This window comes from Moorena sp. SIO4A1, assembly GCF_010672065.1.
Lineage (GTDB): Bacteria > Cyanobacteriota > Cyanobacteriia > Cyanobacteriales > Coleofasciculaceae > Moorena.
This window is the reverse complement of record NZ_JAAHHX010000027.1, coordinates 26258-45989: the sequence shown is the minus strand read 5'-3', so window position 1 is coordinate 45989 and position 19732 is coordinate 26258. Positions and strand designations below refer to the sequence as shown.

Below are 19732 nucleotides of genomic sequence, written 5' to 3'. Positions count from 1 at the left end.
TAAATATCTTTTTTGAGAGTATAATCTTGCATTCATTAAGCTCAAAAACAATGACTAATACTCTTAGAGAAAACCCCTGATTTTAATATAATATTGAGTTTATAAATTCAGATATAGGCTCTGGTTATTAAAGCTGAATTAGTTTTGCACTTACACAAGCAAATCAGGAAATTAGCATCTGCTTTCTGCTCTTTTTACCTCCTATGACCAACGCTATATATAGCAGTCGCCAGGGCAGGCGCGGACATGACAAAAGTCTCAAACCTAAATAAGCGCAAGAGTTTGACTTCTGACTTCTGACTTCTGACTTCTGACTTCTGCTATACTACCCAAGATAGATGTAAATTATATATAGCTTGATATATGTTCTGATTTTCTTAATTTAAGTAGTCGGAAAAAATTAAAGTGAACTGTTAACAGAAGGGGACTTGGGGTCCCGGAGAAGGGCTGAGGGGCTGTTTGGGTCACTTGTTTCCGCACCTGCTCAGGGGGTGACAATAAGAGTGAAAAGTAGATAGGATAAGGATTTGAGCAAACGAACCCAAAAAAGAATAGAGTTGTCTAGTGGACAACCCTAAAATAGAAATGCTTCGTGAATTTTACCAAAAAGTCTTCAAAATTCACCTTAATGAAAGTCAATGTCTAACTGTGAAATTGCTGATCATGCTATTGCACAGTTGCCGACATGTAAGGATTTCACCTGATTGGATAACCTGATAACAGGTTTTGTGAATTTTATTGGGTTATAAACCAAATAATGCCATTCTCATCTAATAGCATTATTTGGTTTCTAGGTGCAACAGGGATTTGTGTAGGAATTGTGATAATTTGTTATGCCATATTGCCTACTCCCTGTTCTCTGTTCCCTGTTCCCTGTTCCCTGTTCCCTGTTCCCTGTTCCCTTTGCTATACATCTAATTCACACTTTCATCTACTGTTGTATTCGATGCCCCTGTAGCAATTGGCAATTCCTCCACTTTGGGTAGCTTTTCGAGGGCCAGACGAGACGAAGAAGTCCCACCGGATAAACGCTTCAGAAGTTTTGGTCTAGGGTCATGGAGCAAGTAAATAATATTATCCCCCGGTTGCCAATCTTCATTCCCACTCGCCACTTGAAAACTCTTTTCCCTCTCCAGTAGCAAAGGTACCAGTTCTCCAGAGCGAATTAAGGCGTTGAGATGAGCTCGCTGAAAACCAAATCCAGCTTCCTTGAGAGTGGTTTTGCCCAACTTGATTTGCCCATCATTAATGTACTGGATCCAAGTTTTGATCGGTAGTTGTGCAATGAAGGCCTGATTAACCTTGGTTTTATTGTTGTTGCTATTGACTTGGGGGTCACGAGGAAACACTGCTAAGACTCGCGGTGGATTAAACTCCTCCGCTGCTCGTTGAGCCAATACCAAGTTAATCTCACCATTCTTGGTCATTGCTAGGAACGTTCCCACCGATTCGATGCCAGCTTCTTCTAGAACATCCACATCCAAACCACTGCTTTGGAAAACTCGCAGATTTTCGTCCCTTGCTTTTTGGCAGGCTTCTGGGTCTGTATCAATCAGCACAACCGACTCTCCTCGCTCTTGAAACAAACGAGCAATCAGACGGCTCATCGGATTACAACCGATGATTACAGCACCAGTTGCCTCCTCCTCTGGGTTAAGTTTTAGCCATTTGGCGACCCAGCGAGCGGTCAAACCCTGTAAAACTACCGTCAACATAATTGTCAGGAATACCAAGGCTTTAATCGAGTCACCACCATTAACCCCCCGTTCCGTTAGGAGAATGGCAAACAAGGAAGCCACAGAAGCACTGACAATTCCCTTAGGACCAATCCACGACACAAATAATTTTTGCCGCCAATTGAGATCACTATTCCAAGTACAAACCACCACACTGATGGGGCGCACCACCAACATCAATACCAAGACGGTAAAGATACTGCCCCAGCCTAGGGCAAACACACTGGCGATTGACAGGTCAGCCGATAGCAGTACGAATAACATGGAAACCCCAAGGACAGTTAATTGTCCCTTGAAGCGTCGCAACAAGCGCTCTTCAGGCAGGTCAGAGGCTCCCATAACTACTCCAGCCACTACAGTTGCCATCAAACCGGATTCAGAGCGAACCATCTGAGCCAAGCCAAACAAACCCCACATGCCAGCCAGTACCACCAAGTTTTTGAGTTCTTCTGAGATGAAGCGTGCTTGCTTGAGAAGAAACCCCATTAACCAGCCCCCTAAGCCCCCAATAACAGCACCGATGCTTAAACGAAGACCTAGACCGACAAATGCTGCATTTGCACCACCATCACTATTTAAAATTGTGTCCAGGACAACCACTGCCAGAATTGCCCCGACTGGATCAATGAGAACCCCTTCCCCTTCTAGGAGGGTTTCTACACGTCGATCCACTTTCACCTGTTTTAGCAGAGGGCTAATCACCGTTGGTCCGGTGACCACCACTAGAGAGGCATAGAGAAAAGCAATCGGCCAAGGAAACTCCCCTAGCCAGTGAGCCGCCATGCCACCTCCTAACAGAGTAATCAGTGTTCCGATGGTAACTAGATTTCTCAGACTACCAGACACTTTGCCCAGATCCCGCAGATCTAGGTTGAGCCCTCCTTCAAACAGAATAACTGCCACTGAGAGGGCAACAATTACCTCTAGACCAACCCCTAGCTTCTGTGGGTGCAAAAGACCGAAGCCATCTGGTCCGAGTAGAGTGCCAAACATCAGCAAAAAGACAATGCTGGGAATTTTTAAATACTCACCCATTACCTGGGCACTGATCCCAGCAAAGATGGCGATAACCATCTGTAGGGTTAGTTCAAATGAGCTTTCCATATGCGTAAGTGTCGCAAGTGATCAACTTAGGTAGAAATTCCTCATTATTCTGTGTTCAACTCCATGGGCTGGCTTGGTCAACAAGTGATCGGTTAGCAGTGAATCTGAACTTGAGGTAAGTTCTAGAACATTGCTAGTAGCAGTCGATGGTCAATGACTGAGCTATAGGTCACAGTAATAAAACCGTCTATAGCCTATCTTAAGCATGCCCTTTGTGTCCTGGTAGTGTATCACTTTCATAGGACTTATTACAGAAGTAGGGAACTTCGGAACAGTTAACAGGTAAGGATTCTGGAGAATATTTTTTAACTTTGGTTACACTCGATTCGAAAAACTCAAGTTTGAATTACTCAAGACTATAAGCAAAGCTGTTTGCTGTTGTGCCTTACTTAAACCATTGCTGAGCAACAGTTCCTCCCGGAGATAAGACCCACGCGAGTGTAAATAGTCATGGGGAGGTTTGAGAGTGTCTGTTACCATGTACAGCTGCTACTTGTCTAATTAGTTTTGTTGATATTGTGTTTATCTTGTGTATAATTGTCAGACTTTGCCATTGCTCACCAATCTAATCATTGATTTGAGCCATAGCTCACACTACTCATAAGTCATACTCATAGGTCAAAGGTTTTTCTAGGTTGATTGGTAATTTCAAAAAAAGTTAAGTTTTAATTTATGCTGGATAGTTTAGCACCGTCACTTCAACAACGGACATTCTATCACTGACGGTAAACAGCTTCAACAGAATTGCCTGTTCACGCTCGCGCGAGACGATTAGTTAGAGACGATTAGTTTTCCGACATAATTGAAAGGTTAAAGGTAAAAAGTATACTGCTGTGGTTAAGAACACCAGACAACGGGGTTAGTAGATTAGATAAGATGGCTAGCAGCATTGGGATAATCCCCCAAGTAGAACCGAAAAATTGGATGATGGCTCGTGGTCTGGTGGGGAACGGTAAAATTAGCTTCGTTCATGGTTTTTTGTTAAACTTCTAGCTTTAATTATGAATTATTGGTAAAGGTAAAGGTAAAGGTAAATTTATGGATCATAAAACGTTTACTTGGGGTGGCTCGGGAAACCGGATACGTAGAACTCAACGCTGGATTGAGAGATTGTCGCTGTTAGGGTTATTCCTGGCAGCACTATTGTTGTTTAGCATCAATTTGGGCAGTGGCTCGTTGCAAGGGGTAGAGCAAAGCATAAGTCATCTGGCTACTCAACTACTTTCAGCAAAGGGGGAATTTGGGCAGTGGCTTTACCCAACTTTTGAAGGTGAAACCGTAATTGAACACCCCCCCCTACTAGCCTGGCTCATTGCGGTGGCTTATCAGTTTGGTGGTGTCAACGAGTGGACTACACGCTTACCTGGTGCCATCCTCAGTGTTCTGTCGGTACTGCTAGTATATGGTCTTGCTACAGAAATCTTCCCCTGCCGTCAGAAGGCTATTTTCTCTAGCTTGATTTACCTAACTTTCTTACCAATAGCCCATTATGGGCGTATGGCAATCCTGGATGGAGCTAATCTGTGCTTTGTGGTGTTGATGATGTGGTGTGTGTTGCGATCGCGTCGGGACTCACGCTGGTCACTGGCAGCGGGGATCGGATTAGGCTTGATTTTCCTCACTAAGGGGATCCTGGTGGCATTGTTGATCACAGCGATCGCTCTGTTGTTTCTAGCATGGGATACGCCCAGACTCCTCACGTCTACTTATTGGTGGTTGGGATTGCTCCTAGGCTATAGTCCTGCTCTTGCTTGGTACACTGTTCCATTACTGGTACAGGATCAAAGAGCCGTTACTACAACTAAAGCCATTCTCTACGAGTCCCTACGCCCGATCTGGACAGCAGTGGATGGGCAAAATCGCCTCCCTTGGTATTACCTGGGGGAAATCTTAAAATTTTCCGCACCTTGGTTACTGTTCTTTTCCTACTGGTTACAGCAGGCTTGGCAGAATCGCCATTGGGGCTGGGCTAAATTGGTACTGGTATGGGCTGGCGGTTACTTGATCGCCATTTCCCTTATTGCCACTAAATTGCCTGGGTATGTGTTGCCAGTTTACCCAGCATTAGCCCTTGCTGGTGGAGCCCAACTGACAGATATTTGGCATTGGCCTTCTAGCAAATCTTATCCCCGTTTTTGGAGTATTGGGTTAAGTCTACTAGGTGTTGCTACTATTACTGTGATGCTTCACTTCGGGATTAGGAAAGCTTTTGACCTCAGCTCCTGGCTGTTCTTCGCTTGTGTCCCTTTAACCATGGTTATAGCAGGGATGCTGGTTGCGCGACGGGATAGACAATTTATGGTAATTTTATTCTGGGGAACCTATCTTTCTCTACTGATTTTGATGTCTTCTGACCATGGGATTTGGCAAAAGCTGATCTAGTTCAACTTATTGCTTAATACTGGTCTCCTTGAGCAATGGAAATTGAAGCCAGCCAGAAGAATTGATGATGCCCCTGACTGGGTGTTCTTTAAACAATATCCCAATTGAGTGATTAAAAGCTAGATTGGGAAGTTTCCATAAATGGGGATGGAAATTGATACACCGCTTTCGTAACAGACAGTGATCGGGTTTGCATTCAGCTATCAGCAGTCAGCATTAGCGCTACTTTCCAGCTTTGCAAACAGCTAATGTTTTGGGAGCCTGGGTTTATCAAGAGAGTAAGCTTATGGGCTCCTTTTCAAACCACGCTTACCGTTTAAAGCCTCGTGGATTGGTTCTCTTGAGGGCATCATGAATGGCTGGCAAGCACAGCGTTTCAAGTAGCGCTAATGCTGATAACTGACGGGAGAATGCTGACGTTTTGAGCGACAGCACATTTACCGATTACGGCGTTCTAAGCCTTGTCTATTCGGCTCAGGATGCCTCACGTGCTTCTTCTTCTGTTTCATCAAGTTGTTTAAGGTGAATGTGCTTGCGTCCCAGGGTGATTTCAAACTGGTCCCCTGGTTGTAAACCCATTTGTTTCGTGTAAGCCGAGCCAATCAGAAGATTGCCGTTAGACTGCACACTAATCCGATAGCTGGCACTGCGTCCGCCACGACCATTGCCATTGACTTTGCTGTCTAATTCAATCCCCTCCGCATCAATAAGGGCATTGAGGAACTTCATCATATTGACTCGCTCTACTCCGTTTTTTGTCACGGTGTAGTAGCCACAGGCTCTAGCTTTTTCTTCTTTGCTCAGGTTACCTAGCTCTCTTACTTTATCAAGCAATGCTTCGTCCTTCAGAGGAGGCGTCGGAGCAGCCATGTTTTTCTTTCTAGCCATCAACTTGAATCTAATACTAAGGACTTAAGTGGTATCCAGCATTTCTACTGGACTGACTGTCAACTAAGATAACAAAATCTTAGTTTAATATCAGTATATGAGACTATATTACACCGAGAGTGTCAACTGTGTTCGTTAATAGTCAGTTTTTAACTACCGTTCAACTACAGCAATAGGTTGTGAATAGGTCGTGAACAACTCCGATCATCTGGGTCACAGGAAAATTGCCTAGGGTCACGGGAAAATTGGCTAAAAGAGTATGGGCTACTCTTGTAGGCAATTTCCTCACCAGCCACCTGTACTTTCCATCCCTGTCACAAGTCAATGGCTATCTCCATTGGGTGACAGTATTAAGCGAGTTTCTTTGAGCTTAGCATTCAGCCAACGGGCTATCAGCTATCAGCCATTGATAGTCTAAGATCTAAGCTTCTGGCTTGAAGGCATAGCTAAAAGCATACCGCTCAAAGTATAGTCTTCAGGATGAGAGGGTTGCTTGGTTCCCCCGGCTCTTGATGCTGATAGCTGAGTGGATTAAACGAGCGTGATCTTTAAACAGGTCATAAAATCGTTTCCGACTTTAGTCTTTCAAAGAAATTGTCCCGTTAACTCCCACGTCCACTTTCCGATTGGATTGCTATTTTATTATGAAGCTCACCACTCGTGGACACTACAGTGTTAAGGCACTACTAGATCTGAGCCTAAGACCAGGGTATGGACCGACATCGGTTAGAGCGATCGCTAAACGGCAAGGTCTACCAGCTCCATATCTAGAAAAACTACTGATTGAGATGCGCCGTGCTGGCTTAGTCAAGTCAGTTCGTGGAGCTCAAGGAGGCTATCAATTAGCCCATGAACCCACACAAATTTCCCTCGGCAAAATCCTAGAAGCAGTGGGTGAAACCATCGAACCACTACCCCACCATACCCCAGACGCTGGTCAAGCCGAAGACTGGGTTACATTTACACTTTGGCATCGTTTGCATCAAAAGCTTAAAGAAGCATTGTACACTATAACTCTTGCCGATCTTTATTATGATGCCCGTAGTTGGCAAGCGGCTATGGGAGAAGAAACCAGTTTCGTTGTTTGAATCAATTTTTCTGTTCATGAAAAAGAGTAACGAACCGATTACTTATGAGGGGGGCTGTCATTGTGGCGCTGTCCGCTTCCGGGTAATTGTAAAAAAGCATGAGGCAATTGATTGCAATTGTTCGATGTGTAAAAAAAAGGGCATCTTACACCTGATTGTCTCCCCTGAGCAATTTAGCTTACTTAAGGGAGATCAAGTGTTGACTAGTTATACCTTCAACACTCACACGGCGAAGCACACATTCTGCCAAATCTGTGGCATTCATCCTTTCTATCGACCCCGTTCTCATCCCAATGGGATTTCTGTCAACCTACGTTGTCTTGACGGTGATGTTCTATCTCGATTTACCCTTGTCCCTTTCGATGGGGCTAACTGGGAAGAGAATGTCGATAAAATTAGAAAGTAGTGGTTCAAATCCTGGGTAATAACCATACTAATGGTGTCATTTTGCTGCTGGCGGCTAGTCTGGATTATCTGATCGGTGATCCTTGGGGTTGGGTCCATCCAGTGCAGGTTATGGGCTGGGTAATCTCTCACTTCACTAAGTTAGCAATTCACTTCTGGCAGCAGCCTTGGCAACAACGCCTAGCAGGAATTGGGTTGGGTATTGGACTAATTATTGGGAGTGGAGTAGTTGGATGGTTTATTGTCTTCCTAGGAATCTGGCTCAATCCCTTTTTGGGTATAGGCATAGGAACGATATTGCTAGCCAGTTGTTTTGCTGGTCGCTCTCTTAGAGCAGCAGCAATGGATGTATTACAGCCTTTAACTGCCGGAGAATTAGAACTAGCCCGTTCTCGATTAAGTCAATATGTTGGTCGTGATACAGAAAATCTTTGTGAGTCGGAAATCCTACGAGCTGTCCTAGAAACGGTGGCGGAAAACACTACCGATGGGGTCACAGCCCCTCTGTTCTATGCCATTGTTGGAGCGTTGATTCCTGGGGTAGGTAGTGTTCCTCTGGCCTTAGCTTATAAAGCTGCCAGTACTTTAGATTCGATGGTCGGTTACCGCCGAGAGCCTTACACGCATTTAGGTTGGTTTAGTGCTAAAATTGAAGATTTACTAACCTGGATCCCCTGTCGATTAACCGTATTTACCCTAGCCTTGATGTCTGGAAAACCTCAGCAGGTCTGGCGTCTGTGTCGCCGTGATGCTATTGCTGATCCGAGTCCTAACTCTGGCTGGAGTGAATCGGCTTTTGCTGCGATTTTGGAGGTTCAGCTGGGGGGGACTAATTTTTACAGTGGTGTTGTCAAGCAAAAACCCTTATTAGGAAAACCTACCTACGATATCACACCAGGCAAAATTAACCAAGCCTTAGATCTGACAAGGTATTGTTTTTTAATTTGGCTGGGGATAGGGTTGGTTTTTTGTCTATTGCAATATAGCCTTTTTAAATGAGATGTAAACCTATATGGTCTTTTTTTTTGTCCAATAAAACTTCGGAGCTCTTTCCCCTATTGTCTGCAAGCCTTTTCCATCCATGCCTTTTACAGCAAGAAGTGTGTTTACAACCCAGATAAAAACGCGCTTATGCGATTGGCCTTTGGCCACGCTTTGCGAACGCTTCACACAACGTTATCGTTTAATCAGGCAATTATTTTTTTTTGCTTAAATTTTCCCCTATGGGAGGAAATTGTCTTATAACCTTTTTCCAGCCATCTATTTGGCGTTGCTGAACAAAAGAATGACATCAAGTATAGTTGGGTCAGTTACCGATTACCGATTACCGATTACCGATTACCCTTGGGTCTTCCACCTGACAGCAAAGCAATCTATTTTCCCTCAACTTTAGGGGAAATTATGATCATAATTGCCTCAAAACTTAATAAAACTTAAAAAAGGAGAAAAACGTGGAAGTACTTGCTTACACTCATTCCTATGAATCCTATGAAGAAGCAGTAGGTATTGATTGTGATCTAGATCTAAGAGAACTCAACCTCAACTGGTTTAAAATTCCCAACACTGCTTGGCTCGGTTTACTAGGATGTGCGGTCTGGTTGGGGAGTTTGAGTGTAACGGCTCCAGTGTTTGCGGCTTTGGAAACAGGGATCAAAGTCAAGACTCCAAGTGGTGGTTGTTTGACTGCACGCAAAGGTCCGAGCGATACTTCCGCAGCTGTCTTCTGTGTTAGCAATGGAGCTGTACTCAAACCTGTGGTTGTTAAAAATGGGAATTGGCTGCAGCTGAGCAGTGGCAATTGGGTTTATGGTCCTTACACTACCTCTAAATTATTTGATGAAAGTAGTGAGGGCGGTGGCGGTAGTCCGATTTTGGAATCAGGAATCAAAGTCAAAACTCCCAATGGTGGGTGTTTGAAAGCACTCACTGGTCCTGGCACTGGTCAGGTTGTTGCTTGTGTCCGCAGTGGATCTGCACTCAAACCTGTGGTTGCTACAAATGGGAATTGGCTGCAGCTGAGCAGTGGCAATTGGGTTTATGCTCCTTACACTACCTCTAAATTATTTGATGAAAGTAGTGAAGGCGGTGGCGGTAGTCCGATTTTGGAATCAGGAATCAAAGTCAAGACTCCCAATGGTGGGTGTTTGAAAGCACTCCCTGGTCCTGGTACTGGTCAGGCTGTTACCTGTGTAAGCAGTGGATCTGTACTCAAACCTGTGGTTGCTAGAAATGGGAATTGGCTACAGCTGAGCAGTGGCAATTGGGTCTATGGTCCTTACACTACCTCTAAATTCTTCTAATCTGAATCTTGATAGCACAGAACCTACCCAGTAACTCTATCTGTAAGGTGCGTTAATAACGCACCCTACTGCTATGATTACCTCGCAAACCTAAGGCTATTCAGAACATTGATAACTTCTGCTTTAGTCATTCCGGGACGAATTTCTGGTCTATATAGCATTTCTATTACAGCTTGATCAATCTCCGCATATTCAGTCGTATCAGTCCACCCTTGGAAAAATACACTATTTCTGTATTTATAGGAATCCCTCATCAGTCCTATAGATTGGGTGAGCTCTTCTCGGATTAGGTGAGACCGTGCTTTTTGAGTAATGCTAGTTGTAGAAATCATAATTCTTGACTTATAAATTACCTGGTTATTCCACCAAGTCCGAAAAAAACCAAAATTGACCGGTCGATAGTTAGGCTCATAGCGACGAAACTCGTATTCGGGAACAAAATAAATCTTGAGATTGGGATTATTATCATCAAAGTTTATTTGAATTGAACCTTGAGTAATCGTATTTAGTTCATCAATAACGGTTGACAAAGTCTGCCAATCTTCAGGGGTTGGCAAGCCGATTACCTTAATCCTCACATTCCTGTCCCATTTTTTGATAGTAGGATTGGAGGAGCCGTATTCCGAGCCTAAGGCAATTTCCAAAAAATAATCAATTTGAGCTTGAGTATAGTTTTTGTTGTCAATTGATTGGAGAGTGGGTTGTGTGCTACTTAGCTCATAATTATTCCCATAAGTGGGTGGTTGATAGGTAGATGGGATCAAAAAACCTAAGAAACTCAGAATAACAGACTTGACGATTGGCAAACAAAAATTACCCATGGTCACTCGCTTCGCTCCAATTCAAAATTATCAATTCAAAATTAAAAAATACCCCAGGAATTAATTCGAGGCATTGAAACATCGCTTCGCTCCAATTCAAATAGTCTTTTTCCATAAATGAATTCAGGGGCTTGTATCCTTAGGTTGATAAGCGAGGGGGGTTTGGCACAGTGATGATCGGCGATCGCATCACTGTGTTAGGCAATTACAAAAAAAAACCCCAGCAGTTAGCTGGGGTAAATTATCCAGGAGATTTACTTTGATCACATCCGTTATAACTCTTAAATCCGCCAGTAAATTGACTAGATCCGGAAAGATTGGTGATGGTTGGGCTCAAAAAACCGAAGAAACTCAGAAGATATGACTTGAGGATGGGCAAACAAAAATTAGGCATGGTCATCCCCTTTGGAATTAATCTAGAGAGTCGCGTTGCTCAGGGGCGGTTTTGCCACAGTGATGATCCGCGATCGCATCACTGTAGAGCGCCGATCACAATAAAAACCCCCAGCAGTCAGCTGGGGGCAATTATCCAGGAGATTTATCTTTACTAAATCCGTTATAATTAAATCCAGCAGGAAATTGACTAGCTCCGGAAAGATTTCATGGTTGGGCTCAAAAAACTGAAGAGGCTCAGAATATATGACTTGAGGATGGGCCAACAACAATTAGGCATGGTCATCCCCTTTGGAATTAATCTAGAGAGTCGCGTTGCTCTATAGCAATACGCGCGCGGGTATTTACAAATAATGGTGAGGGATAAATTCCTAAAAGCTTTGTAAAACTTGGCTTTTCTCTTCCGGTCTTGATGCAGTCGCTCACGGCTGCATCAAGACCAGGCTCAAAAATGTAGTTAACGATACTCTTAAGCCTCGAAAACTACTTCTTACCTATTCCCTATTCCCTATTCCCTATTCCCTATTACCTATTACCTATTACCTATTCCCTGTTCAACACTTCTGAGGCGATCGCATTACTGTAGAGCGCCGAACACAATAAAAACCCCCAGCAGTCAGCTGGGGGCAATATCCAGGAGATTTACCTTTTGAGGGTAATTATCGAGCAGATTTACCTTTACCACATCCGTTATAACTCTTAAATCCAGCCTGAAATTGACTACATCCGGAAAGATTGCTAAAAGATTGCTCCTCAAAGATTGCTCATTGTTGGGATCAAAGATATTACCTGGGAATTGGTGAAGGAGTGATCGGGTAAAGGGGTGATCCGGTGAAGGGATGATCGGTTGAGCAGTTATGACCTATGAAGGTAACTAGGGATGACGTGGACAAGAGTAATGTCCATTAAAATGGTAGTGTCAAGAACACAATACAAATATTGCTAGAGAACTGGCTATCATACAAAAAAATTTGGTAGGAAAGCGATGGAAAGCTTAGTCTGCGTTAATCTTGCCGAGTCCTATGAAGACGCGGAGAATTTTCCGTGGCAAGATGATAATGGTTTAATTCGATGGTTGGATGGGCTAAACAGTCCCACTATTCCTAGTTCAGCTTGGATCAAGATTAGTGCGATCGCAATTGCCCTAACCATTCTCAGTACCGCTGCTCATGCCAGTGCTAAAGTGCTTCAAAAAGGCAGCCGTGGATCACAGGTGACTTCTCTTCAGAAAGAGTTGGCAGCGGCTGGCTTTTATAAAGGTCGGATTACTGGCAACTATGACATGTTAACCCAGTCTTATGTTGCTATCTTTCAGCAAAAGAAGGGACTACCAATAGATGGTGTGGCTGGACCAAAAACCCTAGCAGCTTTATATAAAACTGCTGGTACTGATATTCGTCTACCAACAAACACACAGCTCAAACGCGGTAGTAGAGGAACGGTAGTCAGCGATTTGCAAAAGAAGTTGACATCCTTGGGATTTTTTAATGGTCCGATCACTGGCTATTACGGGCGCATGACCCAAGCAGCGGTAATTAAATTTCAGCGAGCCAAGGGATTACGGGCGGATGGCGTTGCTGGACAAAACACCTTATTCGTAATCAATGGTGGTTCGATCAAGAACGCCACTGAGTTACGGCGAGGTAACAGAGGAACTGCTGTGACCAAACTGCAACAGCGCATGAGGGAGTTGAAAGTCTACAACGGTCCAGTAACGGGATTCTACGGTCGTTTAACTGAAGCAGGGGTCATAAAATTTCAGCGCTTGAGGGGACTACCAGTGACTGGTATTGCTGACTCTCGCACTTTGTCAGACTTAGCCAAAAATCCTAATGATAAGGATATTATTCCCAACGTCACTGAGTTGCGACCAGGCAGCAATGGCGAATCGGTGAAACAACTGCAAAATCGCCTCACAGAGTTGGGATTCTACAAAGGGCCAGTAACAGGATACTATGGTAAATTAACTGAGACGGCAGTCAAAGAGTATCAGCTTTCTCGGGAACTGCCAGCAAATGGCATTGCTGACTCTCGTACCTTATCAGCACTACGGGGCAATTCTTCTGGAATTGCCGTTGCTGCTAGCATCATTACTCCATTAAAACGAGGTAGTAGTGGCACAAGAGTGAATAGCCTTCAGAATCGCTTGATTTACCTAGGCTACTATAAAGGACTAAAAGATGGCGTATTTGGACCAGCCACAGAGGCAGCCCTGAAGCGATATCAACGGGACAAAGGCTTATTTCCCACTGGAATCGCTGATGCTAAAACCTTTTCATCTCTTGCTCCACGGTGATAGGTGTTCGTCTGGTATAATATCAAAACCTTGAAAGCCCCTTCCCCGCCTAACTCGCTATTTGTGTGGGCGGGGTATCCTGCTGAAATTTTGTATGAACCAGGATGCCTACTCAAACCATTGAAATCCTATCAGCTGAAGAACTGCGCCGTACAGTAAATCGTTTGGCATCTCAAGTGATCGAACAAGTGAGTGATTTGTCCAAACTAGCACTGGTGGGTATATATACCAGAGGTGTTCCTTTAGCTCAGTTGCTAGGACGTCAGATTGAAACCCTAGAGCAGGTCAGTGTGCCAGTGGGAGCGTTGGATATCACCTTTTATCGGGATGATCTCGATCGAATTGGCATTCGCACCCCAGCAAAAACAGATATTCCCTTCGATCTTGATCGTAAGATAGTGGTGTTGGTGGATGATGTCATTTATAGAGGACGTACCATTCGTGCTGCTCTAAACGCGGTGCTTGAGTATGGTAGACCCCAAACGATTAAATTATTAGTGCTAGTAGACCGAGGACATCGGGAACTGCCGATTAGTCCAGATTTTACGGGCAAACTACTCCCCACATCCGCCGAAGAACAGGTAAAGGTTTATCTAAACGATAATGATGGTCGGGATGGAGTGGAATTAATTAAAGTAATTAGCGCCTGAATCGTGATCAGATTGCTCTTATTTTCCAAATAATTATGACCCAAACCCAACAGCGAAAGGCCGACCACATCAGGATTTGTCTGGATGAAGATGTTCAATTTCGTGCCAATACCAATGGACTTGAGAGGTACCGCTTCACTCACTGTTGCTTACCAGAACTAAACCGCAGTGAGATTGACATATCTACCACATTTCTGGGGAAATCCTTGGGAGCACCATTGTTGATTTCTTCTATGACTGGTGGTACTGAACAGGCAAAAACGATTAATTTTCGTCTGGCTGAGGTTGCCCAACATTACAAACTAGCCATGGGGGTTGGTTCTCAGCGAGTGGCCGTGGAAAAACCAGAGGTTGGTCATACCTTTGCGGTGCGCTCCCAAGCTCCGGATATTATTCTATTTGCCAACATCGGTGCGGTTCAGCTGAACTACAGTTATGGACTAGAAGAATGCCAAAAGGTGGTTGACCTGTTAACAGCAGATGCACTGATTTTGCACATCAATCCCTTGCAGGAGTGCATTCAAGCTAACGGGGATACTAATTTCAAGGGTTTACTTGACAAAATTAATGGTTTATGCAGTAAGTTGACGGTACCAGTGATTGCTAAAGAAGTGGGTAATGGCATCTCAGCGGCTATGGCCCAGAAGTTGCTGGAGGCTGGTGTTACCGCTATTGATGTTGCTGGTGCGGGGGGCACGTCTTGGGCAAAGGTAGAAAGTGAGCGAGGATTAACCGCTCATCAGCGTCGGTTAGGACAGACCTTTGGTGACTGGGGTTTACCAACCGCTGAGTGCATTACCAGTATTCGAGCTATTGCCCCCAACATTCCCCTAATTGCATCTGGGGGATTGCGCAATGGTTTGGATGTGGCAAAAGCGATCGCATTAGGAGCCGATATTGCTGGTCTAGCATTACCATTCCTCCAAGCAGCAGCTGAGTCAGTAGATGCCGTTGATGCCTTAGTGCAATTGTTGATGGCAGAAATCACTACTGCTCTATTCTGCACCGGTAATGCTACCTTGTCTGATCTCAAGCAATCCAACACTTTGAAAAAGTTAGGATAGTGCTAATAGGGAATCGGGAATCGGGAATCGGGAATCGGGAATCGGGAATCGGGAATCGGGAATAGAGAATAGGGAATCGGGAATCGGGAATCGGGAATCGGGAATCGCCCTTAATCCTTAATCCTTAATCCTTAATCCTTAATCCTTGATGCTTAATCCTTAATCCTTAATCCTTAATCCTTAATCCTTTATGCTTAATCATTCATTCTTTATGCTTAATCCTTAATCCTTAATCCTTAATCCTTAATCCTTAATCCTTTACCAAATGCGTCAATTTATTCAACAAACATTTGCCAGCCTAGTAGGAAGTCTTGCCGGTTTAATTCTATTTTTTAGTTTAGCTACTAGTGGATTCCTGTTTGTACTGATTGCAGTAGCATCGAAAGATACAGGGCCACAGGTTCAAGATAAATCAGTGCTGGTGTTTGATTTATCGGTCAATATCAGCGATACCAATCCTACCTCAAGCACTAGTGAAGTGATTGAAGAGGTGTTATCGGGTCAAGAAAGCAATATCATCCCTTTGCGCAAAGTGCTCGATACTCTGGATAAGGCAACTAAGGATAAACGCATTGTTGCCCTCTACCTGGATGGAGCTGCATCTAAAACTGTTGGCAACACTGGGTTAGCAAATCTCAAGGAGGTAAGGGAGGCTCTGGAGCGTTTCCGAGCTGCTGGAAAAAAAATTATTGCCTATGACGTAGATTTGGGAGAACGGGAATACTATCTTAGCTCGGTTGCGGATACGATAATTCTTAACCCGATGGGAGTTGTGGAAATCAATGGCTTGAACTCTTCCCAACTTTTTCTGACCGGAGCTCTCCAGAAGTATGGTATTGGTGTTCAGGTGGTTCGAGTTGGCAAATACAAGTCCGCAGTTGAACCGTTCTTGCTCAAACAGCTGAGTCCTGAAAGTCGGGAACAGACTCGAGAATTGTTAGATGATATTTGGGATGAATTTTTGACAGCAGTGGGGAAAAGTCGTGAGATTACTCCCAAGACCTTGCAAGCGATCGCTAATACTAAAGGGATGTTGATCGCATCAGAGGCCAAAACTCAAGGTTTGGTGGATCAAGTTGGATACTTCGATGAGGTGATTGCTACCCTCAAGGAGCTTACTGGAGAAAAAGAAAAGGATAAATCGTTCCGGAAAATTAAGCTGGCTACTTACGCTAGAGCGAAAAGTCCTTACTCTAAAAATCGCAAGTCTAAGCATAAAATTGCCGTAGTTTATGCTGAGGGTAGCATTGTTGACGGTCAAGGAAACCTTGAGCAAGTGGGGGGTAAACGCTTTGCTAAACAGCTGCGCGAGCTACGGCTGGATAAAGATATTAAAGCAGTAGTGCTCAGGGTTAATAGTCCTGGTGGCAGTGCTACAGCCTCTGAGATTATTCAACGGGAAGTGCGGCTGATCCGTGAGGAAAAGCCAGTGATTGTGTCTATGGGCAATGTAGCAGCTTCTGGTGGCTACTGGATTTCTACCTATAGCGACCGAATTTTTGCTGAGCCAAATACTATCACTGGTTCTATTGGTGTCTTTGGTGTACTTTTTAATATCCAAGAATTAGCTAACAACAATGGTCTGACCTGGGATATTGTACAAACAGCTTCTTTAGCCGATATTCAAAGTACTGTCCGTCCCAAAACAGACCAAGAGTTAGCAATCTACCAAACCATGGTTAATCAGATTTATGACCAGTTCATTGACAAAGTAGCAGAGTCACGTAAATTGCCTAAGGGCAAAGTCAAAGACATTGCTCAGGGACGGGTTTGGTCAGGTATAGACGCCAAGCAGATAGGTTTAGTTGATGAGATTGGGGGTATTAATGATGCTATTAAGTATGCCGCTAAGCAAGCTAAGTTAAAGGATGATTGGAAAGTAGAAGAGTATCCAAAAATTCCTAGTTTCGAGGAAAGGATTCTGGAGACACTGACTAATGATGTTAGGGTCACAAGCCGACAATTACCTGAGCCACTAACTACAGAGTTGCTGAAGCTAAAACAGGATTTGGCAATTTTCACAAGCTTCAATGACCCGAAGGGGATTTATTCTATTTTGCCGTTTAACTGGCGGATTGACTAAGGGTTGAACGCGCACGCGTGGCCTTTTGGCCAAGGTTGTCTGTCAGAATGAAGAATTAAGAATTAAGAATTAAGAATTAAGAATTTGTAATTCTACATTCTTAATTCAAAAAGGTTGTTCGCCTTTGGCTTTCGGTGAAGGGTACCGTTAAATGTAAATTACACTATTTGCCCCGTTCCCGATTCCCGATTCCCGATTCCCGATTCCCGATTCCCGATTCCCTCTTAAAACCGATACTTGCGAATCTGCTGTTGAGAATCCTTACTTACCAGTGCCCAGATTCCGATTGGTAAAGCATTACCTTGAGCATCCACCTTAATTTCCATCACAATTGGTGGTGGTGATATCGGTAGGTTAGAGTTCTCTTGCCTAGCACTATTTAATTCTTCATTAATTTGTTCCCGTTGGTCTTCTGGCATATAGTAAGTTTCCAATCCGTACTCAATCGAACCATAGTTAGCAACACCTTTGATAGGAATCTGATTAGCTGGTAGTCGCGAAGGAAATTGGGCACTTAAGCTTACTGGTTTCCAGGCTATTGGTAGTTTAGTTGAGTTGGATGAGTCTGGTGCTTCTAAAATTACGTAAAAACGGGTACCAGGCTTGATAAAGGTTACCTTGTTGCCATTAGGTTGTTGCTTGGGCAATTTTTGCCAGCCAGGAAGATTGCGCAAGTTATCCTGATTAGAGATATAGTATCTTAGAGTTTGGGAATAGCCTCGCAAAAGTTCATAAGGGTCTACTGGCGCTGTCTGAAGGATGACAGTTTTTCCAGTCAGTGTAGTGTAAATTGCCTGGGTGGGAACAGTAATAATTAGTGCGGTTTGAAATAAAAGAGGTACCCAGAATCGCCAGCTTGGTATAGGACGGTAATACTCAGAATTAATGCTCATAGGTCATAAGTCATAAGTCATAAGTCATAATTCAGACTTCAAATAGCGCTCAAACCATAGTCCAGCACCAATAATACCTAGCCCACAGAGGAATAAGACTATGGATTTGACTAATAAACCAGTATCGTACTCCAGCATCCGGGTCAAAATTTGCAGCGTCAGTAGCACCATGCCACCCCAGAATAAACCTCGTTTCCCCTCTGCTAGTCCGGCGCGGATTAAACCGATGTCGATTAGGAATAAAAGCACATTGAAGATGAATACCGCTATGATGGGTAGAATACCAATACTGAGATGCCAATAGGGAACTAGGGCGCTGATCACAATCATAATAGCCACAACCTTAGTTGTTGAGTCCATTCGACGCAACAGTTTTATCCACGCCCAGATCGTGAAGCTACCTAAAATGACACTATCAATCACAGCAGGTTCCAGGAGTATTGAGGTGACGTCAACTAGCGGTTTGACTGATGGTGAACTATCCCATAACACGTGGAAAGACAAAAAATAAAATGATAGGCTGAGGAAGGTGATACCAAGGGTGCGGGCTGTGCTATTAAATTCCTGGAGGTTGGGCTGAATTCTTCCCAGGAAACCCCCGTATGACCATAACAAGGCTGGTGGTAGAGCGCATGCGATCGCAGCAATCCAACCGGGATAAGGCCATAGCTCGAAGTTGATCAAGTTCCATTCCAGGGCAGCAACTACTGCGATCGCACTTAAGCGAAACATCCATCGTGAACGGCACCAGTAAGCCAGGGGAATAAACAGTAAACCCGCAAACACTGGCATATGTTGTATGATTAGCCTTAGCCAAGACAACTCTGTGATTGCCAGAAATTCTGGCTGGGACATTCCTTGCACATACCCTAATCCAATCAAGACCATTGCCAGCATCCCTAATAGGGTCAAGCGTAGGCTATAAGCCATGGCTAAGACTCCTAATCCCCAAATCAGGTATAACTGATAGAGTGGTCCACTTTGGTGGAACATTTGGGACATCAGTGCTATATTGGCTCCTAAAGTCAGGGCTCCTAAAAGTAATAAACCTTGTCCCAAACGGCAATGCCTACCTTGGGTTGGGTCTCGCCATAGATAGAAGCCAGCAATGTTGATCCCGAAGAAGACACTCAGAAGCAAGGTCACTTTCAACCACCGAGACCAGGCTTGCCAGTTGGCTGCCACAAAGGTGATCATGGCCAAGCCTAAGAGAAGACTGCCTAGAACTAGCAAAATTACGACGAATCGATTACGGGCCGCTACTTCCAGGTCACTAAATTGATAGCGTTCCGCTAATTGAGCGTATAGGCCAGCATCAATCAACCCTTCTGTTTGCCATTGTTGTGCTTCTTGACGTAACTGGTGACGAAATTTATCGGAAGGCATCACAACCTATATTTTAGAGCTTAAGACTTTCCTCTGGGAATATACAATGTTATAATCACTAACCGACTGAATGTTTGATTATGTCCATGATATGGTGTAAACATTCTGTAATAATTAGATAAGAGTAAGTAAAAAACTGTTAACTAGAATCGGAGCTAATGGTAAACCAGAGGTCAACGAGTGGGTCGTAGTAGCTCCGAACATGTGGTATATAGGAGTTTTGATTTTACTGCATCCGTCTAT

General features: G+C 44.0%; 15 protein-coding genes. 10 read left to right on the top strand and 5 right to left on the bottom strand.

Translation table 11 applies throughout. From position 1 onward, the window contains the following. Positions 1-914: 914 nt before the first annotated feature. Entirely contained in the window at positions 915-2840 is a 1926-nt protein-coding gene (locus F6K53_RS18920; protein WP_293081681.1) for a cation:proton antiporter, read from the bottom strand. A gap of 1038 nt (positions 2841-3878) precedes the next feature. On the opposite strand from F6K53_RS18920, the gene F6K53_RS18915 reads away from it, so the two are divergent. Next, complete coding sequence (locus F6K53_RS18915) at positions 3879-5222, top strand: glycosyltransferase family 39 protein (protein ID WP_293040373.1); 1344 nt, start codon at positions 3879-3881, stop codon at positions 5220-5222. Between the two features lie 474 nt (positions 5223-5696). Here F6K53_RS18915 and F6K53_RS18910 read toward each other — a convergent pair whose 3' ends face one another. Next, positions 5697-6110: an AbrB family transcriptional regulator gene (locus F6K53_RS18910; protein WP_293027311.1), complete on the bottom strand. Its 414-nt coding sequence runs from the start codon at positions 6108-6110 to the stop codon at positions 5697-5699. Between the two features lie 644 nt (positions 6111-6754). Between F6K53_RS18910 and F6K53_RS18905 the strand changes: the two genes are divergently transcribed. The 4 genes from F6K53_RS18905 to F6K53_RS18890 all read left to right on the top strand — a co-directional run bounded on the left by F6K53_RS18905 (position 6755) and on the right by F6K53_RS18890 (position 9903). Next, positions 6755-7198 carry an Rrf2 family transcriptional regulator gene (locus F6K53_RS18905; RefSeq protein WP_008184397.1) on the top strand — a complete coding sequence of 148 codons (444 nt, stop codon included), beginning with the start codon at positions 6755-6757 and terminating at the stop codon, positions 7196-7198. Positions 7199-7214: 16 nt separating this feature from the next. Further along, complete coding sequence (locus tag F6K53_RS18900; RefSeq protein WP_293027279.1) at positions 7215-7604, top strand: GFA family protein; 390 nt, start codon at positions 7215-7217, stop codon at positions 7602-7604. Then, complete coding sequence (gene cbiB, locus F6K53_RS18895; RefSeq protein WP_293027276.1) at positions 7604-8602, top strand: adenosylcobinamide-phosphate synthase CbiB; 999 nt, start codon at positions 7604-7606, stop codon at positions 8600-8602. Before F6K53_RS18900 ends, cbiB begins: the two co-directional genes overlap by 1 nt. 452 nt (positions 8603-9054) lie before the next feature. After that, on the top strand, positions 9055-9903 hold the full coding sequence (locus F6K53_RS18890) for a hypothetical protein (RefSeq protein WP_293081678.1): 849 nt from the start codon (positions 9055-9057) through the stop codon (positions 9901-9903). 77 nt (positions 9904-9980) lie between these two features. Here F6K53_RS18890 and F6K53_RS18885 read toward each other — a convergent pair whose 3' ends face one another. Continuing rightward, on the bottom strand, positions 9981-10724 hold the full coding sequence (locus F6K53_RS18885) for a DUF2927 domain-containing protein (RefSeq protein ID WP_293081676.1): 744 nt from the start codon (positions 10722-10724) through the stop codon (positions 9981-9983). 323 nt (positions 10725-11047) lie between these two features. Here F6K53_RS18885 and F6K53_RS18880 point away from each other — a divergent pair, with 323 nt between their 5' ends. From F6K53_RS18880 to sppA, 5 genes are all read left to right on the top strand, one after another. Next, positions 11048-11275, top strand: coding sequence for a hypothetical protein (locus F6K53_RS18880; RefSeq protein WP_293081673.1), 228 nt, complete (start codon positions 11048-11050; stop codon positions 11273-11275). Positions 11276-12102: 827 nt separating this feature from the next. Further along, positions 12103-13413, top strand: coding sequence for a peptidoglycan-binding protein (locus F6K53_RS18875; protein ID WP_293040385.1), 1311 nt, complete (start codon positions 12103-12105; stop codon positions 13411-13413). A gap of 104 nt (positions 13414-13517) precedes the next feature. Continuing rightward, positions 13518-14063 carry a bifunctional pyr operon transcriptional regulator/uracil phosphoribosyltransferase PyrR gene (gene pyrR, locus F6K53_RS18870; RefSeq protein ID WP_008184410.1) on the top strand — a complete coding sequence of 182 codons (546 nt, stop codon included), beginning with the start codon at positions 13518-13520 and terminating at the stop codon, positions 14061-14063. A gap of 35 nt (positions 14064-14098) precedes the next feature. After that, positions 14099-15127, top strand: a complete 1029-nt coding sequence (gene fni / locus F6K53_RS18865) for a type 2 isopentenyl-diphosphate Delta-isomerase (protein ID WP_293081670.1) — start codon at positions 14099-14101, stop codon at positions 15125-15127. Positions 15128-15392: 265 nt separating this feature from the next. After that, complete coding sequence (gene sppA, locus F6K53_RS18860) at positions 15393-17210, top strand: signal peptide peptidase SppA (RefSeq protein ID WP_293081667.1); 1818 nt, start codon at positions 15393-15395, stop codon at positions 17208-17210. A 224-nt stretch (positions 17211-17434) separates the two neighbouring features. On the opposite strand, the gene F6K53_RS18855 is transcribed toward sppA, so the two are convergent. Both F6K53_RS18855 and F6K53_RS18850 read right to left on the bottom strand, forming a co-directional pair. Then, entirely contained in the window at positions 17435-18103 is a 669-nt protein-coding gene (locus F6K53_RS18855) for a GDYXXLXY domain-containing protein (RefSeq protein ID WP_293070502.1), read from the bottom strand. 24 nt (positions 18104-18127) lie between these two features. Continuing rightward, on the bottom strand, positions 18128-19489 hold the full coding sequence (locus F6K53_RS18850) for a DUF2157 domain-containing protein (RefSeq protein WP_293070504.1): 1362 nt from the start codon (positions 19487-19489) through the stop codon (positions 18128-18130). Between the last annotated feature and the right edge of the window lie 243 nt (positions 19490-19732).

What these genes read in the sequence shown, in the direction of transcription:
- F6K53_RS18920 (WP_293081681.1), bottom strand. Translation starts at nt 2,840, where the DNA reads ATGGAAAGCTCATTTGAACTAACCCTACAGATGGTTATCGCCATCTTT.
- F6K53_RS18915 (WP_293040373.1), top strand. Translation starts at nt 3,879, where the DNA reads ATGGATCATAAAACGTTTACTTGGGGTGGCTCGGGAAACCGGATACGT.
- F6K53_RS18910 (WP_293027311.1), bottom strand. Translation starts at nt 6,110, where the DNA reads ATGGCTAGAAAGAAAAACATGGCTGCTCCGACGCCTCCTCTGAAGGAC.
- F6K53_RS18905 (WP_008184397.1), top strand. Translation starts at nt 6,755, where the DNA reads ATGAAGCTCACCACTCGTGGACACTACAGTGTTAAGGCACTACTAGAT.
- F6K53_RS18900 (WP_293027279.1), top strand. Translation starts at nt 7,215, where the DNA reads ATGAAAAAGAGTAACGAACCGATTACTTATGAGGGGGGCTGTCATTGT.
- F6K53_RS18885 (WP_293081676.1), bottom strand. Translation starts at nt 10,724, where the DNA reads ATGGGTAATTTTTGTTTGCCAATCGTCAAGTCTGTTATTCTGAGTTTC.
- F6K53_RS18880 (WP_293081673.1), top strand. Translation starts at nt 11,048, where the DNA reads ATGGTTGGGCTCAAAAAACCGAAGAAACTCAGAAGATATGACTTGAGG.
- F6K53_RS18875 (WP_293040385.1), top strand. Translation starts at nt 12,103, where the DNA reads ATGGAAAGCTTAGTCTGCGTTAATCTTGCCGAGTCCTATGAAGACGCG.
- pyrR (WP_008184410.1), top strand. Translation starts at nt 13,518, where the DNA reads ATGCCTACTCAAACCATTGAAATCCTATCAGCTGAAGAACTGCGCCGT.
- fni (WP_293081670.1), top strand. Translation starts at nt 14,099, where the DNA reads ATGACCCAAACCCAACAGCGAAAGGCCGACCACATCAGGATTTGTCTG.
- sppA (WP_293081667.1), top strand. Translation starts at nt 15,393, where the DNA reads ATGCGTCAATTTATTCAACAAACATTTGCCAGCCTAGTAGGAAGTCTT.
- F6K53_RS18855 (WP_293070502.1), bottom strand. Translation starts at nt 18,103, where the DNA reads ATGAGCATTAATTCTGAGTATTACCGTCCTATACCAAGCTGGCGATTC.
- F6K53_RS18850 (WP_293070504.1), bottom strand. Translation starts at nt 19,489, where the DNA reads ATGCCTTCCGATAAATTTCGTCACCAGTTACGTCAAGAAGCACAACAA.